This window comes from Acidobacteriota bacterium (genome assembly GCA_016703965.1).
Taxonomy (GTDB): domain Bacteria; phylum Acidobacteriota; class Blastocatellia; order Pyrinomonadales; family Pyrinomonadaceae; genus OLB17.
Genome location: JADJBB010000007.1, coordinates 1 through 14,126, shown reverse-complemented (window position 1 = coordinate 14,126; position 14,126 = coordinate 1). Strand labels below are relative to the sequence as shown.

General features: G+C 50.1%; 16 protein-coding genes. 4 read left to right on the top strand and 12 right to left on the bottom strand.

Features of this window, described 5'->3' with window-relative positions:
* Nucleotides 1-16 precede the first annotated feature (16 nt).
* From IPG22_05955 to IPG22_05945, 3 genes are all read right to left on the bottom strand, one after another.
* Nucleotides 17-499 carry a strawberry notch family protein gene (locus IPG22_05955; protein ID MBK6587845.1) on the bottom strand — a complete coding sequence of 161 codons (483 nt, stop codon included), beginning with the start codon at nt 497-499 and terminating at the stop codon, nt 17-19.
* 15 nt (nt 500-514) lie between these two features.
* On the bottom strand, nt 515-1,486 hold the full coding sequence (locus tag IPG22_05950; GenBank protein MBK6587844.1) for an SAM-dependent DNA methyltransferase: 972 nt from the start codon (nt 1,484-1,486) through the stop codon (nt 515-517).
* A 306-nt stretch (nt 1,487-1,792) separates the two neighbouring features.
* Nucleotides 1,793-1,945, bottom strand: coding sequence for a hypothetical protein (locus tag IPG22_05945; protein ID MBK6587843.1), 153 nt, complete (start codon nt 1,943-1,945; stop codon nt 1,793-1,795).
* Nucleotides 1,946-2,780: 835 nt separating this feature from the next.
* Here IPG22_05945 and IPG22_05940 point away from each other — a divergent pair.
* The 4 genes from IPG22_05940 (at nt 2,781) to IPG22_05925 (ending at nt 5,031) form a co-directional block, all read left to right on the top strand.
* Nucleotides 2,781-3,338, top strand: coding sequence for a type IV toxin-antitoxin system AbiEi family antitoxin domain-containing protein (locus tag IPG22_05940; protein ID MBK6587842.1), 558 nt, complete (start codon nt 2,781-2,783; stop codon nt 3,336-3,338).
* Entirely contained in the window at nt 3,335-3,517 is a 183-nt protein-coding gene (locus tag IPG22_05935; GenBank protein MBK6587841.1) for a hypothetical protein, read from the top strand. The genes IPG22_05940 and IPG22_05935 overlap by 4 nt, the downstream gene beginning before the upstream one ends.
* A gap of 113 nt (nt 3,518-3,630) precedes the next feature.
* On the top strand, nt 3,631-4,752 hold the full coding sequence (locus IPG22_05930; protein MBK6587840.1) for an ankyrin repeat domain-containing protein: 1,122 nt from the start codon (nt 3,631-3,633) through the stop codon (nt 4,750-4,752).
* Between the two features lie 9 nt (nt 4,753-4,761).
* Nucleotides 4,762-5,031 (top strand): hypothetical protein, encoded by a 270-nt coding sequence (locus tag IPG22_05925; GenBank protein ID MBK6587839.1) that lies wholly within the window; start codon nt 4,762-4,764, stop codon nt 5,029-5,031.
* Nucleotides 5,032-5,106: 75 nt separating this feature from the next.
* On the opposite strand, the gene IPG22_05920 is transcribed toward IPG22_05925, so the two are convergent.
* From IPG22_05920 to IPG22_05880, 9 genes are all read right to left on the bottom strand, one after another.
* Nucleotides 5,107-5,601, bottom strand: a complete 495-nt coding sequence (locus IPG22_05920) for a hypothetical protein (GenBank protein ID MBK6587838.1) — start codon at nt 5,599-5,601, stop codon at nt 5,107-5,109.
* A 4-nt stretch (nt 5,602-5,605) separates the two neighbouring features.
* Nucleotides 5,606-6,217 carry a cation transporter gene (locus tag IPG22_05915; GenBank protein ID MBK6587837.1) on the bottom strand — a complete coding sequence of 204 codons (612 nt, stop codon included), beginning with the start codon at nt 6,215-6,217 and terminating at the stop codon, nt 5,606-5,608.
* A gap of 15 nt (nt 6,218-6,232) precedes the next feature.
* The gene (locus IPG22_05910; protein ID MBK6587836.1) at nt 6,233-6,658 is read right to left on the bottom strand and encodes a heavy metal-responsive transcriptional regulator; all 426 of its coding nucleotides are present in this window, start codon (nt 6,656-6,658) and stop codon (nt 6,233-6,235) included.
* Nucleotides 6,659-6,751: 93 nt separating this feature from the next.
* The gene (locus tag IPG22_05905; GenBank protein ID MBK6587835.1) at nt 6,752-7,684 is read right to left on the bottom strand and encodes a hypothetical protein; all 933 of its coding nucleotides are present in this window, start codon (nt 7,682-7,684) and stop codon (nt 6,752-6,754) included.
* 152 nt (nt 7,685-7,836) lie between these two features.
* Complete coding sequence (locus IPG22_05900; protein MBK6587834.1) at nt 7,837-8,625, bottom strand: hypothetical protein; 789 nt, start codon at nt 8,623-8,625, stop codon at nt 7,837-7,839.
* 399 nt (nt 8,626-9,024) lie between these two features.
* Nucleotides 9,025-9,957, bottom strand: a complete 933-nt coding sequence (locus IPG22_05895) for a hypothetical protein (protein ID MBK6587833.1) — start codon at nt 9,955-9,957, stop codon at nt 9,025-9,027.
* On the bottom strand, nt 9,954-10,658 hold the full coding sequence (locus tag IPG22_05890; protein ID MBK6587832.1) for a hypothetical protein: 705 nt from the start codon (nt 10,656-10,658) through the stop codon (nt 9,954-9,956). The genes IPG22_05895 and IPG22_05890 overlap by 4 nt, the downstream gene beginning before the upstream one ends.
* Nucleotides 10,580-11,158, bottom strand: coding sequence for a hypothetical protein (locus IPG22_05885; GenBank protein MBK6587831.1), 579 nt, complete (start codon nt 11,156-11,158; stop codon nt 10,580-10,582). The genes IPG22_05890 and IPG22_05885 overlap by 79 nt, the downstream gene beginning before the upstream one ends.
* 62 nt (nt 11,159-11,220) lie before the next feature.
* Nucleotides 11,221-11,643 (bottom strand): hypothetical protein, encoded by a 423-nt coding sequence (locus IPG22_05880; protein ID MBK6587830.1) that lies wholly within the window; start codon nt 11,641-11,643, stop codon nt 11,221-11,223.
* Nucleotides 11,644-14,126: the final 2,483 nt, after the last annotated feature.

Sequence of the window (14,126 nt, the reverse complement as noted above, 5' to 3'; positions counted from 1 at the left end):
AGCTTGATCGGCGGCGTCAGTCCAGTCTTCTAAACTCATCCGAGACGGCTTCGATTAGATCAGCCTTTACAGAAAACCAAACAGCTCGTCGCCGTCCCTGGAACCAGTTGTCCAGAATGATCCCCGCAAGCGTCGCCGTCTTGCCGGTTCCGGTTCCGTCGCCGATGCTTATACCCGCTCGCGAACCGTCCGCAAGACGCTGATCATGTGCCTGTCCCGCATAAATGATCCTCTCCAATTGCATTGCCGAGAGCTTTCCGGTCTCGGACAGGTACTTCGGAAGTCGTGGCCGGTAACGAAGCGGCGGCGGTTCAACATTCGCGAGGCCCGGAGGTTCAACTATCACTCCCGGATGTGGCGAGCCGCCGATAATAAATCGCGGGGAATAAATGTTTATGTCTAGATCAGGTTGGGCATCTTCTACTTCTCCAGTCGTATCAGTCGAAGTAAGTACAGCCGTAGGAAGTCCCTCCGAACTTCGCTCTTGAATGGAATACATTGGTTTTTCTATTGGTCAAAAACGGAGATTTAACGATATCGCTTGATCGAAGGCATCCTCGACCGAGTGAGAAACAATATGCGGAGCCGCTTCAAGTTGTGAACTGAGCGGCGTATCGATCGCAGGCGACTTGGTGCCGAGAATTAGCGTCGTCTTGACGCTCGTTCCGTTGGAGTAGAATTCCCGCCCGGGCAGTTCGATGGACGCATTTACCTGTATCTCAGGAGAAAGATATTCCCAAAACCGATTTCCACTGCGGGATCTCGGAGAACCGCTCTCACCAAGTATCACAGCGAATCGCCCGCCCTTCTTTAGCCTTCGTAATGCTGATTCGATATGACGAAAGCCGAACTCGATGCTGTTATTTTTCACACGGCCGCCAGTCGAAGAGAACGGCGGATTAGCGAGAACTATGTTAGGGAGTAAATCCTCAGGCAGAAGATCGTCGATGAACTCTGCATCGAAAGAATATGGCTGGAACCCCAACGCCAAAGCCGAGCCTCTCCTCCTAGGGTCGATCTCGTTAGTTATCACTGTGGCCCCAGCAGCGAGTGCCCATACGGCGAGACAACCCGTACCACATGAAGGTTCGAGAACTGTTTCACTGTGCCGAATGTGTAAGAGATAGGTGGCTAGAAATGCAATAGTAACCGGCGTCGAGAACTGTTGATAGGCGATCTGCGTTTCACTTCGCCAGGTCTGCGTCGGAAGCCTTTTTTGCAAAGGTCTTAAGACTGTAGAAAGTTCCTCGATTGGATTCATCGATGCAAGTAGATCGCGTCCGTACTTTTTCAGAATGAGTAGGTTCAGCGCAGTTTCAGCTATCTCGTGATAGATGTGCGCGTCAGCATTCAAATCAAAGGCCCCGTATCCATTGCAGATCTGAATAAGTTCTTTGTTGGAGACACTTCGGTCGCTGTCGATAATCCCTGCGACTTGTTCGATGAGATCGCTTAATGTGGTACGGGAAACGGTTGGCTCGCTCACGACGCGAACTGTCAGCCGCTAATTTTCTTATGGCAAGATTCTGGCCAGTTGATGGCTAGCCTCGTCTAAGCATTCAGGAGTCAGCAATTCAAGCCAATCGGAAACTTCCAGATATTTTAGAGAGGCTCCGGCAATCAGAGCGTCGTCAATACCTTTGAAACGGCTATCCCACGCGAGAATTTTTGTAGGTTTGTCGCAGGACAAGAACTGTTGTTCCCGAATCCGAAGAGCGAGTAGTGAAGCCAATGCTCTTGCTACATGTGGATTTGTGAAGCAGTCGGCGTCGAAGGCGATTTCCAGAATCTTTCAGAGCGCGACTTTAACAATTTCCTGATGCGATGTTGCGACTCCGCCACTCGCGACGACGTATCGATCCGGCAGGAAGTGTTGGGCGGTCACGGCTTTCAGTACACCTTCGGTAACAAGCACTGTCTTAGTCGTCTTTCTTCTGAAACTCATAGAGCCTTCGTGATGAAGAGGAGTGCCAGAACTACATCCTTCACGCTTTCCGATCGACGACAGCCATTGATACTTTCCGGGCGTATTCTTGCCTTTCCGATAGCTTTGAGCTGGCAAGCCTGAATCAATCCATTCGAATCTAAGAATGGAATCAGAATAAGATCGGCGTCATAGTCGAAATCGCTACCCAGTCGTGGTCTTCGGTTCAGTCCTCGCCAAAATCCGGGAATACCTTTGAAAGGCGGAATAGCACCTTCTTCTTTTACTATCAACTCAATAATCAGTCGGACTAGACGATCCCTTTCGATAGCCAATCTTGGGAAGTATTCCGCAGCGTCCGAATTCCTGCCCTTGTTTAACCAGCCATTCGTTACCGTAAATTATTTTGCCGTTCGCCGGTAATGGCGAAAGCTTAATGAGTCTCTGAAAGATCCTCATGCCTGATTTCGATGGGGGCTGCAGAAGTTGATTTTGGGCGTTTAAAGTTTCTTCTTTGGCTGACAATGGCCACCAGTAGATGGGTTTCGAATGTCGTTATAAAAGATGCCCCAACCTTTGCTACTGAGTCTATCGGCATTTGTCGCGGAACGGGCACAGAATGTGATGTTGTGATCTTTGGTTGTGCTGCACCAGTCCGGTTTTCCGCAAATTCGGCACGGAGCTCTTCTTGATACTCGTTGGTATCCGGTTGCCATACTTTTTCCGCTTCTTTCCTACCGCTTCTTTGTTATGGTGATGTGGCATCTTCTTGAAAGTCAAATGTGGTGCATAGCGACATTATTCATTGACAAATGTCGCTTTTCACCGCATCCTTATTACGATGGATAAGCATCACGTGCCAAAAGTTAAAAAACTTGGGGTCTTTACACTGGCTCAAGGCAAGTCCGTGGGAATTAGTCAGCAAGACATATCTCGGCTTGTCGCTGCAAAGGACCTCGTTCGTATCGGTCGTGGAATCTACCTCCATCCCAAGGCGTCGCTGGATAAAGATGTAGGATTCCAAATCGCGTATTCAAAGTTTGGGCCGGGTTCAGCAATTGGGGGCCTTTCAGCTCTATCTCATTACAACCTTGCCGAACAAGTGCCGGGAGAAATATGGGTAATGGTTCCTCCGGAGAAACGAACCCGAGAAACCGGTTATAAACTGATTCGAACAAAAACGAGGCTCGACAAACAGATCGTGGATGAAAAGGGCTATCGAATCGTCACAGTCGAACGGGCGGTCCTGGAGGCTCTCAAATTCATCACAAAAATAGGTGAACGAACAGCAATAAAGGCCGCCCGCGAGGCCCTTGCAACAAGAAAGACAACCGAAGCCAAACTTGCAAAAGCCGCAAACGAGCTTAAACTTGAATCGGTACTGACCAAACATCTGGAGGTCATAGTGCCATGACCACCAAAGCAAAAGGCACTTCAGTGCGGCAAAGGCTCATAAACCTGAGTGTTGAGATCGGTGTGCCGTTTCAGAATCTGGAAACGGCGTTCATTCTCGAACGGCTTGTTGCACGGCTGACCGCTGACGCAGAGCTTCAAAAACATCTAGTCTTCAAAGGCGGATTTGTTTGGCCTTAAAGTCTATAACTCTGCACGATACACGGTAGATGTCGATGCCTTGATTGTAAAGTCAGATGTTGAATCGATCCTGGAACGCGCCAATCGAAGTGCCGAGACGGATTTGAACGACGGTGTTTGGTTTCGTTTCGAAGATCAGGTTGATCTCGCGACACAAGGCGAATACGGCGGCGTGCGACGTTTCGAACATTCGCGAATTGTCTTTTGATCTAGACAAAGTGATGGAAAAAGATATAAGAATGCTCGTTCAAGAACGAGATTACGAAGGCATCAGGCATCTGCTTTCGCGAGAGCCGAGTTTAGCGAATGCCGGTGTCACGCTTGGTCCGCCATGTTCGACGACGGCTCATCCTTTGCATCGAATCTGTGATGCTGTCTTTGCAAAATTGATTTCGGACGATGAAGCCGTCAAGGTCGCGAAAATACTTCTCGAACACGGAGCAAGGATCGACGGCGACTCGTCAACGGAAAATGCGGATACGCCCTTAATGGCGGCTGCCAGTCTTCATGCTGAGAATCTTGGCATTTTTTACATTCAAAACGGTGCGAGGATCGATCTTTCTGATAAAAGAGACGGGGCGACTGCTTTGCATTGGGCTGCATATTGCGGGCGAGACATGTTAGTTGACGAATTGATCCGTGCTGGAGTGGACGTTAACCAACTTGATAAGACCTACAAATGCACGCCGCTTGTTTGGGCACTTCAACCTTTGATGAAAAATGAAAAGAATAATATTCATCACCAAAGAACGTGCGTAAGGCTTCTATTGGAAGCGGGAACCGACATCTCTACCCTCGATGACAAGACGAAAACATTTCTGGATGATCTCGGTACGGAAGAACTGGAACCCCAAGATTTTGAATTCGAAGCCAAAAATAAACTCCCAACAATAAATGAGCTTGTAGTTTATGTTCCGACCGAAGATTTTACTATCTCAAAGACTTTCTACGCCGCTCTTGGCTTCGAACTAACAGAAGGCTGGGGCGGAACGATGGATTGTCGTCTTGGCGGGGCAGTTTTTCGTTTGCAGAATTACTACGTCAAAGACTGGGCGGAAAATTTCATGATGAAATTCGATGTTAACGACGTTGATGCTTGGCACAAACACGCAAAGAAAGTAATCGACGAGGGCGATTACTCAAACGCCCGTTACGACGAACCGGAAATGATCGGCGATACAAAAATCTGCCACGTCTGGGATCCATGCGGAGTTTTGTTGATCTTTATTCAGTGAGTATCATTTATGGAAAACACTCGATTAAGCGAACTACTCGTTCCTTCTCTCCTCGTCCGGGATATCGGGGAAACATTGGCATATTATCGCAAACTCGGCTTCGAGGTAACAGGCTGTGACGGAGCGGAGACGAGCTCGACGTGGGCTGAGGTTTCGCGTGGACAGATCACCTTTCAGTTTTATTCCGAACCGCCGCACGGAACACCTTCGGCTCCAATTTGCAGCGGTACGTTCTATGTTTTCACAAGGAGTGGACGCTCTCGCTTTAGAATTTCGTGATAAGGTTAATTTCGCCTGGGGGCCCGAAACGATGGACTACGGCATGAAAGAATTTGCGGTTCAAGACCCAAACGGCTATTTGATCGCTTTTTCAGAACCCGCGTGAAAATAAAATTCCTCAACTAGTCGCACTGTTCGATTAATTTCACCAAGACAGCATGAGCCTGAAGGATTGCGAATCTCACAAGCACAGAGCTTTTCTTTGATGAATTGAGTGACTTGAGCCGGAATAGTTGTTTCGCCTTTCAATACTATTTCCCGCCGCACGTGTCCTTCTGTAAACCCGAAACAGTAACAAAGCGGTCGGTTATCACCCTTCGTTTTGGTCGTAACCAACTCGCGAACATCGTCCGTGGTGAAGACATTTCCGTCCACAGAATAATAAACAACATCGCAGTCAGCCGATCCGCAAAATCTATACTCCGCATCGCCGACAGACGACAGCTTTTCGCTTATCACTTGGTGAACGACTGTTTGCTTGGCAACAATTCGCCCAGCCTCGCCGCAAATTTGACACGCCGTCAGCGGCGATTCGTTCGCCTTTACCGCACCATTACTACAACAATCCATATCTTTATATCAACTCGTAACCTGTTGCCAAAATTGCTTGTTTGATCTTCTCGACCGTTACTTGCGCCGAATCGTAAACAACCGTTACGTTGTGATTTTTGTAGTTCGCATCTGCCGATATGACACCCTTTAGCTTTCGAAGCGGAACTTCGATGTGCGTTTCACATGCATCGCACGTCATACCCCGAATTTGCAGAACAACAGTTTTCTTCGTTGCCGATTCTTCTGGAACGACAATCGGAGCAGATTCCACCGCTGGAGTGGTTGGACTTGTAATGGCCGCTGCGATGTATCCCAAGTATGACGGCGAGAAAGCAAACGCGACGATAACGATAGCTCCGATCCAAAGAAATATCTTGTTGATACGGCTCACTGGCTTAGTTGCGCAAACCTCGCCCTCGGCGCATTCCTCTCGTTGAAAATAGACTCGATAAAAGCCATAAGCCAAGGCCGCGAATGCCACACCGATCATTGGGTAGCGCACTGATTCAAAGATCGCCGCTGTGCCAAATGCACCGAATCCGAATACCACTGCGAGCAACGGCAACACGCAACACAGGCTTGATACAAAAGCCGCAAACATTGCACCACCGACGAAAACATTAGATTTTTCCATACAAAAACACCTCGCTTACTTCCTCGATATTTCAATTGTCGTGAGAACCGGACACGATGCCGCTTTTCCGTGTGCGTCCAATTCGTTTTCACACGCAACAAGATGTCGATTTAAAAAGCCCTTAAAACTCTTCATCTGCCGCATCCTATCTTCGAGTTGAGTTAACTTAACTTGGATAAGGTCACGCACGCTTTTACATTGGTTCTCACCGCCATCAGAAACAAAAAGCTGCTTAATCTCGTCAAGCGTAAATCCCATTTCTTGCGCCTGTTTGATAAACCTGATGCGGTCAGCCGTCTCGACAGAAAACACCCGATAACCGCTATTCGTCCGTGCCGCCGTCGGAAGCAATTTCAACTTCTCGTAATAGCGAACCGTATCTACGCTGACGCCAGCCAGCCCAGCAATCTCTCCGATCTGTAACGCTCCATTCTCAGCCACAATTCAATCTTACACCCTCGACCCAACACCAGTGTCAAGCGAGAAACTTCAAAGTCTACTGGAGATTTTCGAACTTGCTCTATTCTCGAAGCACTAATACTTTGGCTTCATTTCTTCTAGGCGCCGATCCATGTCCCTAAAGAACCCAGTCACGACGGATGACACCATCCTGAGTCTGGCAGCTTCCATCGCTGCGGTCTGATTTATCGACGCAGCCTCAGTGCGGCCTTCAAAGTTAAGTTGATTTGATACTTTCTCCATGTCGGCCGAGCGGCGAATTCCTGAGAGTTGAATTCCCGCTCCTTGTCTGGTGCTAGAAGAGGCGATCGAACTTCCGGTATTGAAAGCCTGCTTGCTTTGCGAGGCTTGAGTTTCGAGTGCTTGGTTGATCTCACCCTGATAAACATTGCTTGCCTCTACCTTCGTGTCCGCGACGATGCCGGTGTTGTTGTTTTGAAGTGCGATGTTACTGCGCGTGGTAGAGTCCATCTGCTTGTTCACTTCTTGAATAGGATGCTTATTTCTCGACCAGTCGAAGAGTTCCTGACCGGTGCGAATCGGGACTGAAGTTCCGGCGATCGAAGAGCCACCAGGTGTGAATTCGTAGGTTTTCATTCCAAATCGCTCAAGATTGCCCTGACCGCGCAGTTCGACTTCCTTCATTCCATCGATGGTTCGAGCTTCTTTAGTTCCCTGGGCCTCTGCCAGTGTCCCTGCGATCTCGCGTTTCGTTGCCGCTGCACTGCTACTCAGACCATAGTTCTTGCTCGCCTCGGCAAGCAGGGTCTGTGTCACCTGATTTGCCCGGATCTGTCCCAGACTCGTGGTAAGGCCGCCTTCAACTCCGGCGACGGACGAGACCAAACGAGCGTCGGTTGATTGATTAGCTGCCTCGAGGGATTTTCTTGCGGCGGTCTGCTCCGCATTGTAGATTCCCTGAATTTGGGTGTTTTCGGCCTGTCGATTGATGGCGGCTCCTGCTACTAGTCCGTATGTCTCAAGCGCGGTTCCGATACTTGAAAGCATCCAGCCCATCGAGATCTGTGAAACGCCTTCGTAAACTTGCCCGCGAAGAACCCGGTAACTAAGCCACGGAACAAGAATGAAGCAGAGACTTGAAACAAAAAATAGAGATGTAACGATGAGTGCACTTGAAGCCGGATCATAGGCACCGTTGGTTAGGATCTTCGCAGTACCGGATCGAGCGAGAACGTGGCTTCGCCGTTGTAGATCGAAAGAGCAAGAACGCCGAATGCATAGCAAACATAGAGAGTCACTTCCTTCACCATCGGAAATGCCAGCGCGAATGTTGCAACGCCCCAACAGAATGGGTAGAACATCTGAGCCGCAAACTTCTCGTCAAAGCCGAAAGCTGCCAGCACAGGAGCCGCCAGTTTCAGGCCTATCAATATGAATAGCCCCGCGATCGCAAGAAACAATCCGCCGAACTTTATGATGTTCTGCCCGATCACCATAAAGGTAAACATTCGGGGCATATCCCATCCGAGTATGTTGAGTTCACCGGTTATGTCTTTCACGGATGATTCCTTATCCATGATGATGCCGACAAGTCCCGGTTCCCCGTTCGGAAGACGTTCGGCAAGCAGTTCGTTGGGATCTTCAACGGCAAAGTTTGCTTTCACATACTTCTTCATCTTGTCGTCAAACTCGGCTACCAGTGAGCGGTTGTAGGCGCGAATTGGCCGCGCAAAGAACTTGCCGGTAATCGTGAGGCCGTCGATGATGAACGGGCTCGCTCCGATCAATACCATGAAAATGATCGAACGGATCGCCCAGGCAACGAGTTGCTCGGGTCCTAGACCTCGGTTGTCATGGAACCTACGAATAAATGCGAGGATCAAAACAAAACTCGCTATGATCCACGCTAGAAACATAAGGATCGGCATGAGCGGCTTAACGATTGCATTGAGTACGGATTGAAACAGCCATTCCTGGCCAGTCCGCATGAGATTCTTGATCTGTTCGCTGAAACTCGGGCGGGAGGTTTTGGCGGAAGGACCAGGCCGGGAGAAGGACTCGCGACTGGGTTCGCAGGATATCTAGTTTCAAACTGCCCAAGTATCGGCGCCGGACTTCCATCCAGCGGCGGCATAAACGGAGAATCCGAGTTGATCGTCATTATCAGGTCATTTGCCGTTACAGGTTGACCGTTCATCGTTCCTACTGGAGTCTGCCCTTCGACACGAGGAGGGCGCGGCCGGGTTTGCCCGGCCGCTTTCGAGGCGAGGAGGTATGGCGAGACGATGTAGGCAAGAATGAATAGAGCTGTCGCTAAAGCGTGGCGAAAAGAGGTCACGTTTTTCATGGCTTTGATGTTTTAGTTCTTAGATCCTGTATTCTGGCGATTATGGAAGAGGGCTTTCATAGACGTCGTCATTCCATACTTCATAGCGTTCGAGTTCGCGAAGAAATTCATCCGACGCTCGTGTGATCCCAGTCATCATCTCAGTGCTTCGGCGAATTTCTTTTCCGAACTCTGTCATCTGCTCGATCTTGAGGCCGTAGGCGATAAACTTCTCCTGTATCTTCGCCTCAAGTTCGCGCAGCTGACCTTCGACGGTTGATATGCGGAGGTTGATCGCGAGCATCTGGTCTATCAGAGATTGAACGCCGTCCCGATTTGCCGCTGGATTAGCTTCTATCGCTCGCGTTTCATCAGCGATCTTCTCGCGTTCTTCGTAAAGCTTGGCTAGATCGAGAAGCATGTTTTCTCGGTCAAAGAGCATCCGTTCGAGTTCCGAATCTAGCTTTGCGAGGCGTTCGAGATTCTTTAGGTGGGCATCGGCGCTTCGTCCGATCGAATGCCGAAGAAAGTCATCAAGGTCCCGCTTGTTTGCGTCCATATCGAAGATGCCGTTCTTCAATCGTCGAGCAATATTGACGACTGAATGAATTTGGCTGGTTATGGTCGCCTCGATTCGTTTCTTTAGTTCAAAGGTGCCACGAATCAGACGGCCGATGGTCGCATAAGTAGTTATCAGCTGCTTGTGCCGCATGACTTGTTCTTCAACCTTGCCGAGAATCCCTCTCAAATTAGTTACGCTTTCAATCATCTTTTCGTACTGCTTGACCGCTTGTTCATAGGTATCGATATAGTGGTTGATGGTCTCAAGCCACCGGGCCGCCTCTTCGACCCTTTTCTCAACTTGGAGAACGTATTGCGACGGATCGAATACCGTCCACTGTGCCCGGGCGGGGCGAACGTCGATCCCGATGAAGATCGAAGAAAGAACTGCTCCGAGAATGATCTGTCTTACTGTTTCGTTACTTCCGATCATGCTGCTACCTCCAAACCGCTCAATTCATTCAGGTCAAAAGAAGATATTTCCGTGAGTCCAACGGCGGTCAATCCGCTCGGGTACTTTGAGGCCAGCCACGAAACGACGATCTCAGGCGGCAGGTCGGGCCGAATATTCTCGACAAGTCTTCGCGCATTCGCTTCGTTCGTGTCATTCGTATTCGCCCAAAGCATTGCCGGTGACAGCCGAATTTCGGCCATCTGGACGATCTTGTCCGCTCCGCTGCCGATGACGAAAACCCACTGGGTGTATCTTCCGTATTGGTTTCTGATCGCACGGATCGCTGCAACTGTCTCAGGAGCCAGCTCGCAATCCGATGCCAGCGGTCGAAACCTCCGATCTGTTTGCCGATCTATCTTTACGCCGGAGTTCTTTACAAGGTCAATTCCGATCTCATTCGGCCGCTCTGTCGTTCCCGTAAAATGCTCGTAAGCCTGCGAGAATAGGACGGTAACAAGACCTTCTTTACGGCCGGTCACTGATGCCTCGGCAATGAGTTCCTGAATCGCGGGAAAGTGCTTGTTGATCTCGCGCATTTCGTCGCAGAGGAATAGGATCGGGGTCTTTTGCTTACGCTCGTCCTCTTCGCCGATCTCCTGCATTATCTGGGCGCTGATCCGAAAGCCGACGCTCTCGCGGATCTTCTCGTCAAGGCCGCTGATACCCGAAAGTTCAAACACATCGAACATCGACGCAAGTCATAGTCGGGATGGGTCGGCGAGTTAAGCCACGGGTCTTTTCGGTGAACATTAAGTTTCAAGTAAAGCTCGCTCGCCTGGCCCTGCTGTGCAGGCTCCCAGTGATAGGTCTTAAGAACATCCAGAAAATGTCCGAGAGTTGGCTGAAACTTCGGTCTGCCGTCTCCGTTTCGAGCGAGCGACATCTTATAGACCTCATCGATAACAGTGGAGGCAATAGCACTCGTGATCGCATCTGTCCTTGCCGTCTTGCTAAGAATGAGAATGTCCATCAACACCATTGAAAGCTGGCGCTTCGTAGGGCGGTTTCCCTTCTCGATTCCCGGATAGTTCCAGATGTTGATCGCCCTGGGATCTGTCTCGTTGAACTCGATGTGACGGCCGCCAAAAAGTTTACAAATAGGCTTGAACGAATGCCTGTAGTCCATCACGCGGACCTTTACGTTTCCGCGCGGTGAGCCCCGGATGTCCGTGATCAGCATAGCCGCAAGAAATGATTTGCCTTCACCGGACGCCGCGGTGACGATGACTGTTGGAGATTTGATCAGTCCCCGATCGTAGAGATCAAGACCAAAACATCTGGCCGTTCTGGAGTTATAAAGATGCTGTGCGGCCGCCCGCTTCCACGCCAGCTAGTTTCGGTTGGAACAAATGAGATTACCGAGTCGGCCGTTTCGGTAAGTTCCTGACCTGTTGGCTTCCAGGAAAGTTCACCGGTAAGCATTCGCGGATAAATAGCTCGCTGCCGCACCGCGTCTTCTCTGAATTGCGTCCGCTCGATCTTCTTGCGGATGGCTGAGACTACGGCATCACATCGGTCGTCAAGAATCTCAAGTTGCCGACGCGTTTCCTTTGCCCCTTTGGAGCGGCCCGCAAAGACAATAACGTTCAGTCTGAGATCGCAGATCTCTTCATTGTCCCCCTTCGACCTGTTCTGAGCAGGCCCTCGAGTCTGACTTGATAACAACCGCGTCCTTTTTGAGATTACGGAACCCAAGCCAGGTGTTGCGGCTGCCGTCGATACGATCGACACCTGGATTCGTTTTTGCTGTTTTTTTTTGCAGCCTGTTTTTCAGTTGTCATCAAATCAACGACGATCTCGTGCGGAAAACTTAAGGCCTTCGTCGCAGTCACGTACCGCATGATATCTTCCCGTTACGAAAGCCATTTGGAAGGGTCTTGAGACCGACAAGACCGCGGGCGTACCATTGTGACGGGGATACTGCTCTCGTTTTGTCTCAATTTCCGTACTGCAAAGATATCGCCGCTAATCGACGCAATCTGAGCTTGTCAGATCAGGGAAAGGACCGTGCTCCCGGCGGTGGCTGATAAAGAGTGATTCAAATATCTCTGTCCGGTTCATATCCCGAAGCTGCAAGCTGCGCGGAAAATTGGCTTCGAATGATTGAAATACTCGTGAAGCTCTTAGTTTGCAGGCGGCTTCACTTTGCACCTCTCCCTTGCACCATCAATTCACTTTCGCGATTTCTTATGCTTTTGAGGGGAAAGCGGAATAGTCGTGCAAACCCCGTGATCCCTTAGGTCCTTTTGAAAGAGAAGGAAAGAGCAAAGACATCATTCCCTTTTCCCCTGGATCACGTACCGGAACTCGTATCCACACCGTTGCGTTTGTCGCGCCAACTTCGCCGGATCTGATCGCTTCCTCGTGAAGGGCAAGATTGGTGGCCTGAAGCACACCGGCGACTGGATCGGATGATGCGGTGTTCTGGATGAGAGATGTGACCGAAGCACCTCACCCGTGTCGAGCGCGATTCACCGTGGAACCGAACTGAATGATCGTGTACTTCGGCTTCTCGAATTTCGAGTATGGTTTTTGCTCGTCGATCCGTTTGTTTCAGTCACGTAACCGTCGATGTAAAGACTATTCGACGGTTCGAAAAAGTAAATGCCTTCCCTAGCGACATCTCGGTAACGTATCGTGTTCCTTCCAGTCCCGCGATCTCGGTCGGAAGTATCCGACCTGCTTCGGCTCTCGATGAGTTGAGTTCGTGACCCGCGGTCCAATGGCGTGCGGCTCGATAGCGATCTCACTGCCGGAGTGAAACGAAATCCCGGCATACCAATCCAAGACCGACGGAAAGAAGCCCCCGAAAAGAGGGAGATTGCGATTTGCGCGAAGGTTAGGTTTGCTGTGTCCATGCTATTTCCTGTTAGATGTCTTCCAACTTGTCGGTTCGAGTTCGCCTCGGGCGGCGGTCGATACTGTCCATCGGTCTATCTCGGCGTCAAACTTCTGAGAAAAGCCGAATTAGGAGGCTTACTCAACGTAGAGCAGAAGTTAAGATTCCACAAGAATCGGAAAAACTGCAGTCCGAATGGGAATCCACGGAACGTAGCCCACCCAAAGCCGAAAAAAAGAAAGGAACGATGTGGAGGCGATCGCAGTGGGGACCAGGATAAACTTCCAGTCGGTGGAGTAGACCCGCGAACCGCTTTAGACCACGGAAAACATTAGGTCGTGTCGTCGTCTTCTCATACCCCTTCCTTCTCAGCGTTCGGCATTATCAACTCCGGGACCGCACGTCCTTGGTGCAAGCGCCGTGCCGAACACCGCGACTATGGTTCGGGAACGCAAACGACAGGAGGGAAACCGAACGCCTGGTTACCTCATTCACTCCCGGTCATCTTGCTTATAGATCGACCAAGCTACGCCGACCGCTCCTAGACAGAAGAGAATGATTGCCGAGTGAGCTTAAGGGGCTCACGAATGATGTTCGATAGGTTACCGCATCTCCGGTGAGATTGGGCCTTGTGCAGGAAGTCGGTTGCGTGGAAAAGCAACATTAATCCGAGTGGGGCCAGTGCAGGTACAATATGGCTTTTGATAGTGTCAGTAGTTTTTTCATAGTCGTCTCAGCCTAAAGGTGATTAGCTGCAGCAATACGCGGATGCATCTCACTAAATTAAGACCGTGCATGATACTTCGGGGAATTTGGGAACGATTCAGTGGGATGAGTGAATACAACACCGACGTGACGAAAGTTACGAGATTGCGGCGTTTGTTGCCAAAACGCTATCTGCGGAGAAGCACCCGCACCGTCGCGCGCTTGGTCTGTTTGTTGCAGTGCGATTGTCGAAATGACTTATGCTGACGACGGAAGAATTTTCTGAGCGCTTGATGAGTCGGTCCAACCGCCAGACGGAGAAAAGGATTAATGCCATTCGGTAAGCGAATACCTTGCGGTTGTATGACTCTTCTTAGTATGAACTGGACCCGTTACCCCATGGTTTTGGTGTTTCCTTGTCGCTGGGGAAGGGTTACATTGCGATTCAATCTGTTTCCGCGATATGCTGGGACGCTGCCTCCTGAGGTGGAAATCTTCCTGATCGCGTGTATGATTTCCCTCTCACGAGGTGTTTTCTGTTCCTGTGGCCTACAAAAAGTCCCGAAATACAGGTCGAAAGGAGATTCTATGCCTAGAAGTGTTG

Bases quoted from the DNA above. Each gene is read 5' to 3' on its own strand.
- IPG22_05885 (MBK6587831.1), bottom strand. From the start codon at position 11,158: ATGCTGATCACGGACATCCGGGGCTCACCGCGCGGAAACGTAAAGGTC.
- IPG22_05915 (MBK6587837.1), bottom strand. From the start codon at position 6,217: ATGGAAAAATCTAATGTTTTCGTCGGTGGTGCAATGTTTGCGGCTTTT.
- IPG22_05900 (MBK6587834.1), bottom strand. From the start codon at position 8,625: ATGCGGACTGGCCAGGAATGGCTGTTTCAATCCGTACTCAATGCAATC.
- IPG22_05920 (MBK6587838.1), bottom strand. From the start codon at position 5,601: ATGGATTGTTGTAGTAATGGTGCGGTAAAGGCGAACGAATCGCCGCTG.
- IPG22_05895 (MBK6587833.1), bottom strand. From the start codon at position 9,957: ATGATCGGAAGTAACGAAACAGTAAGACAGATCATTCTCGGAGCAGTT.
- IPG22_05935 (MBK6587841.1), top strand. From the start codon at position 3,335: ATGACCACCAAAGCAAAAGGCACTTCAGTGCGGCAAAGGCTCATAAAC.
- IPG22_05955 (MBK6587845.1), bottom strand. From the start codon at position 499: ATGTATTCCATTCAAGAGCGAAGTTCGGAGGGACTTCCTACGGCTGTA.
- IPG22_05945 (MBK6587843.1), bottom strand. From the start codon at position 1,945: ATGAGTTTCAGAAGAAAGACGACTAAGACAGTGCTTGTTACCGAAGGT.
- IPG22_05905 (MBK6587835.1), bottom strand. From the start codon at position 7,684: ATGCTTTCAAGTATCGGAACCGCGCTTGAGACATACGGACTAGTAGCA.
- IPG22_05925 (MBK6587839.1), top strand. From the start codon at position 4,762: ATGGAAAACACTCGATTAAGCGAACTACTCGTTCCTTCTCTCCTCGTC.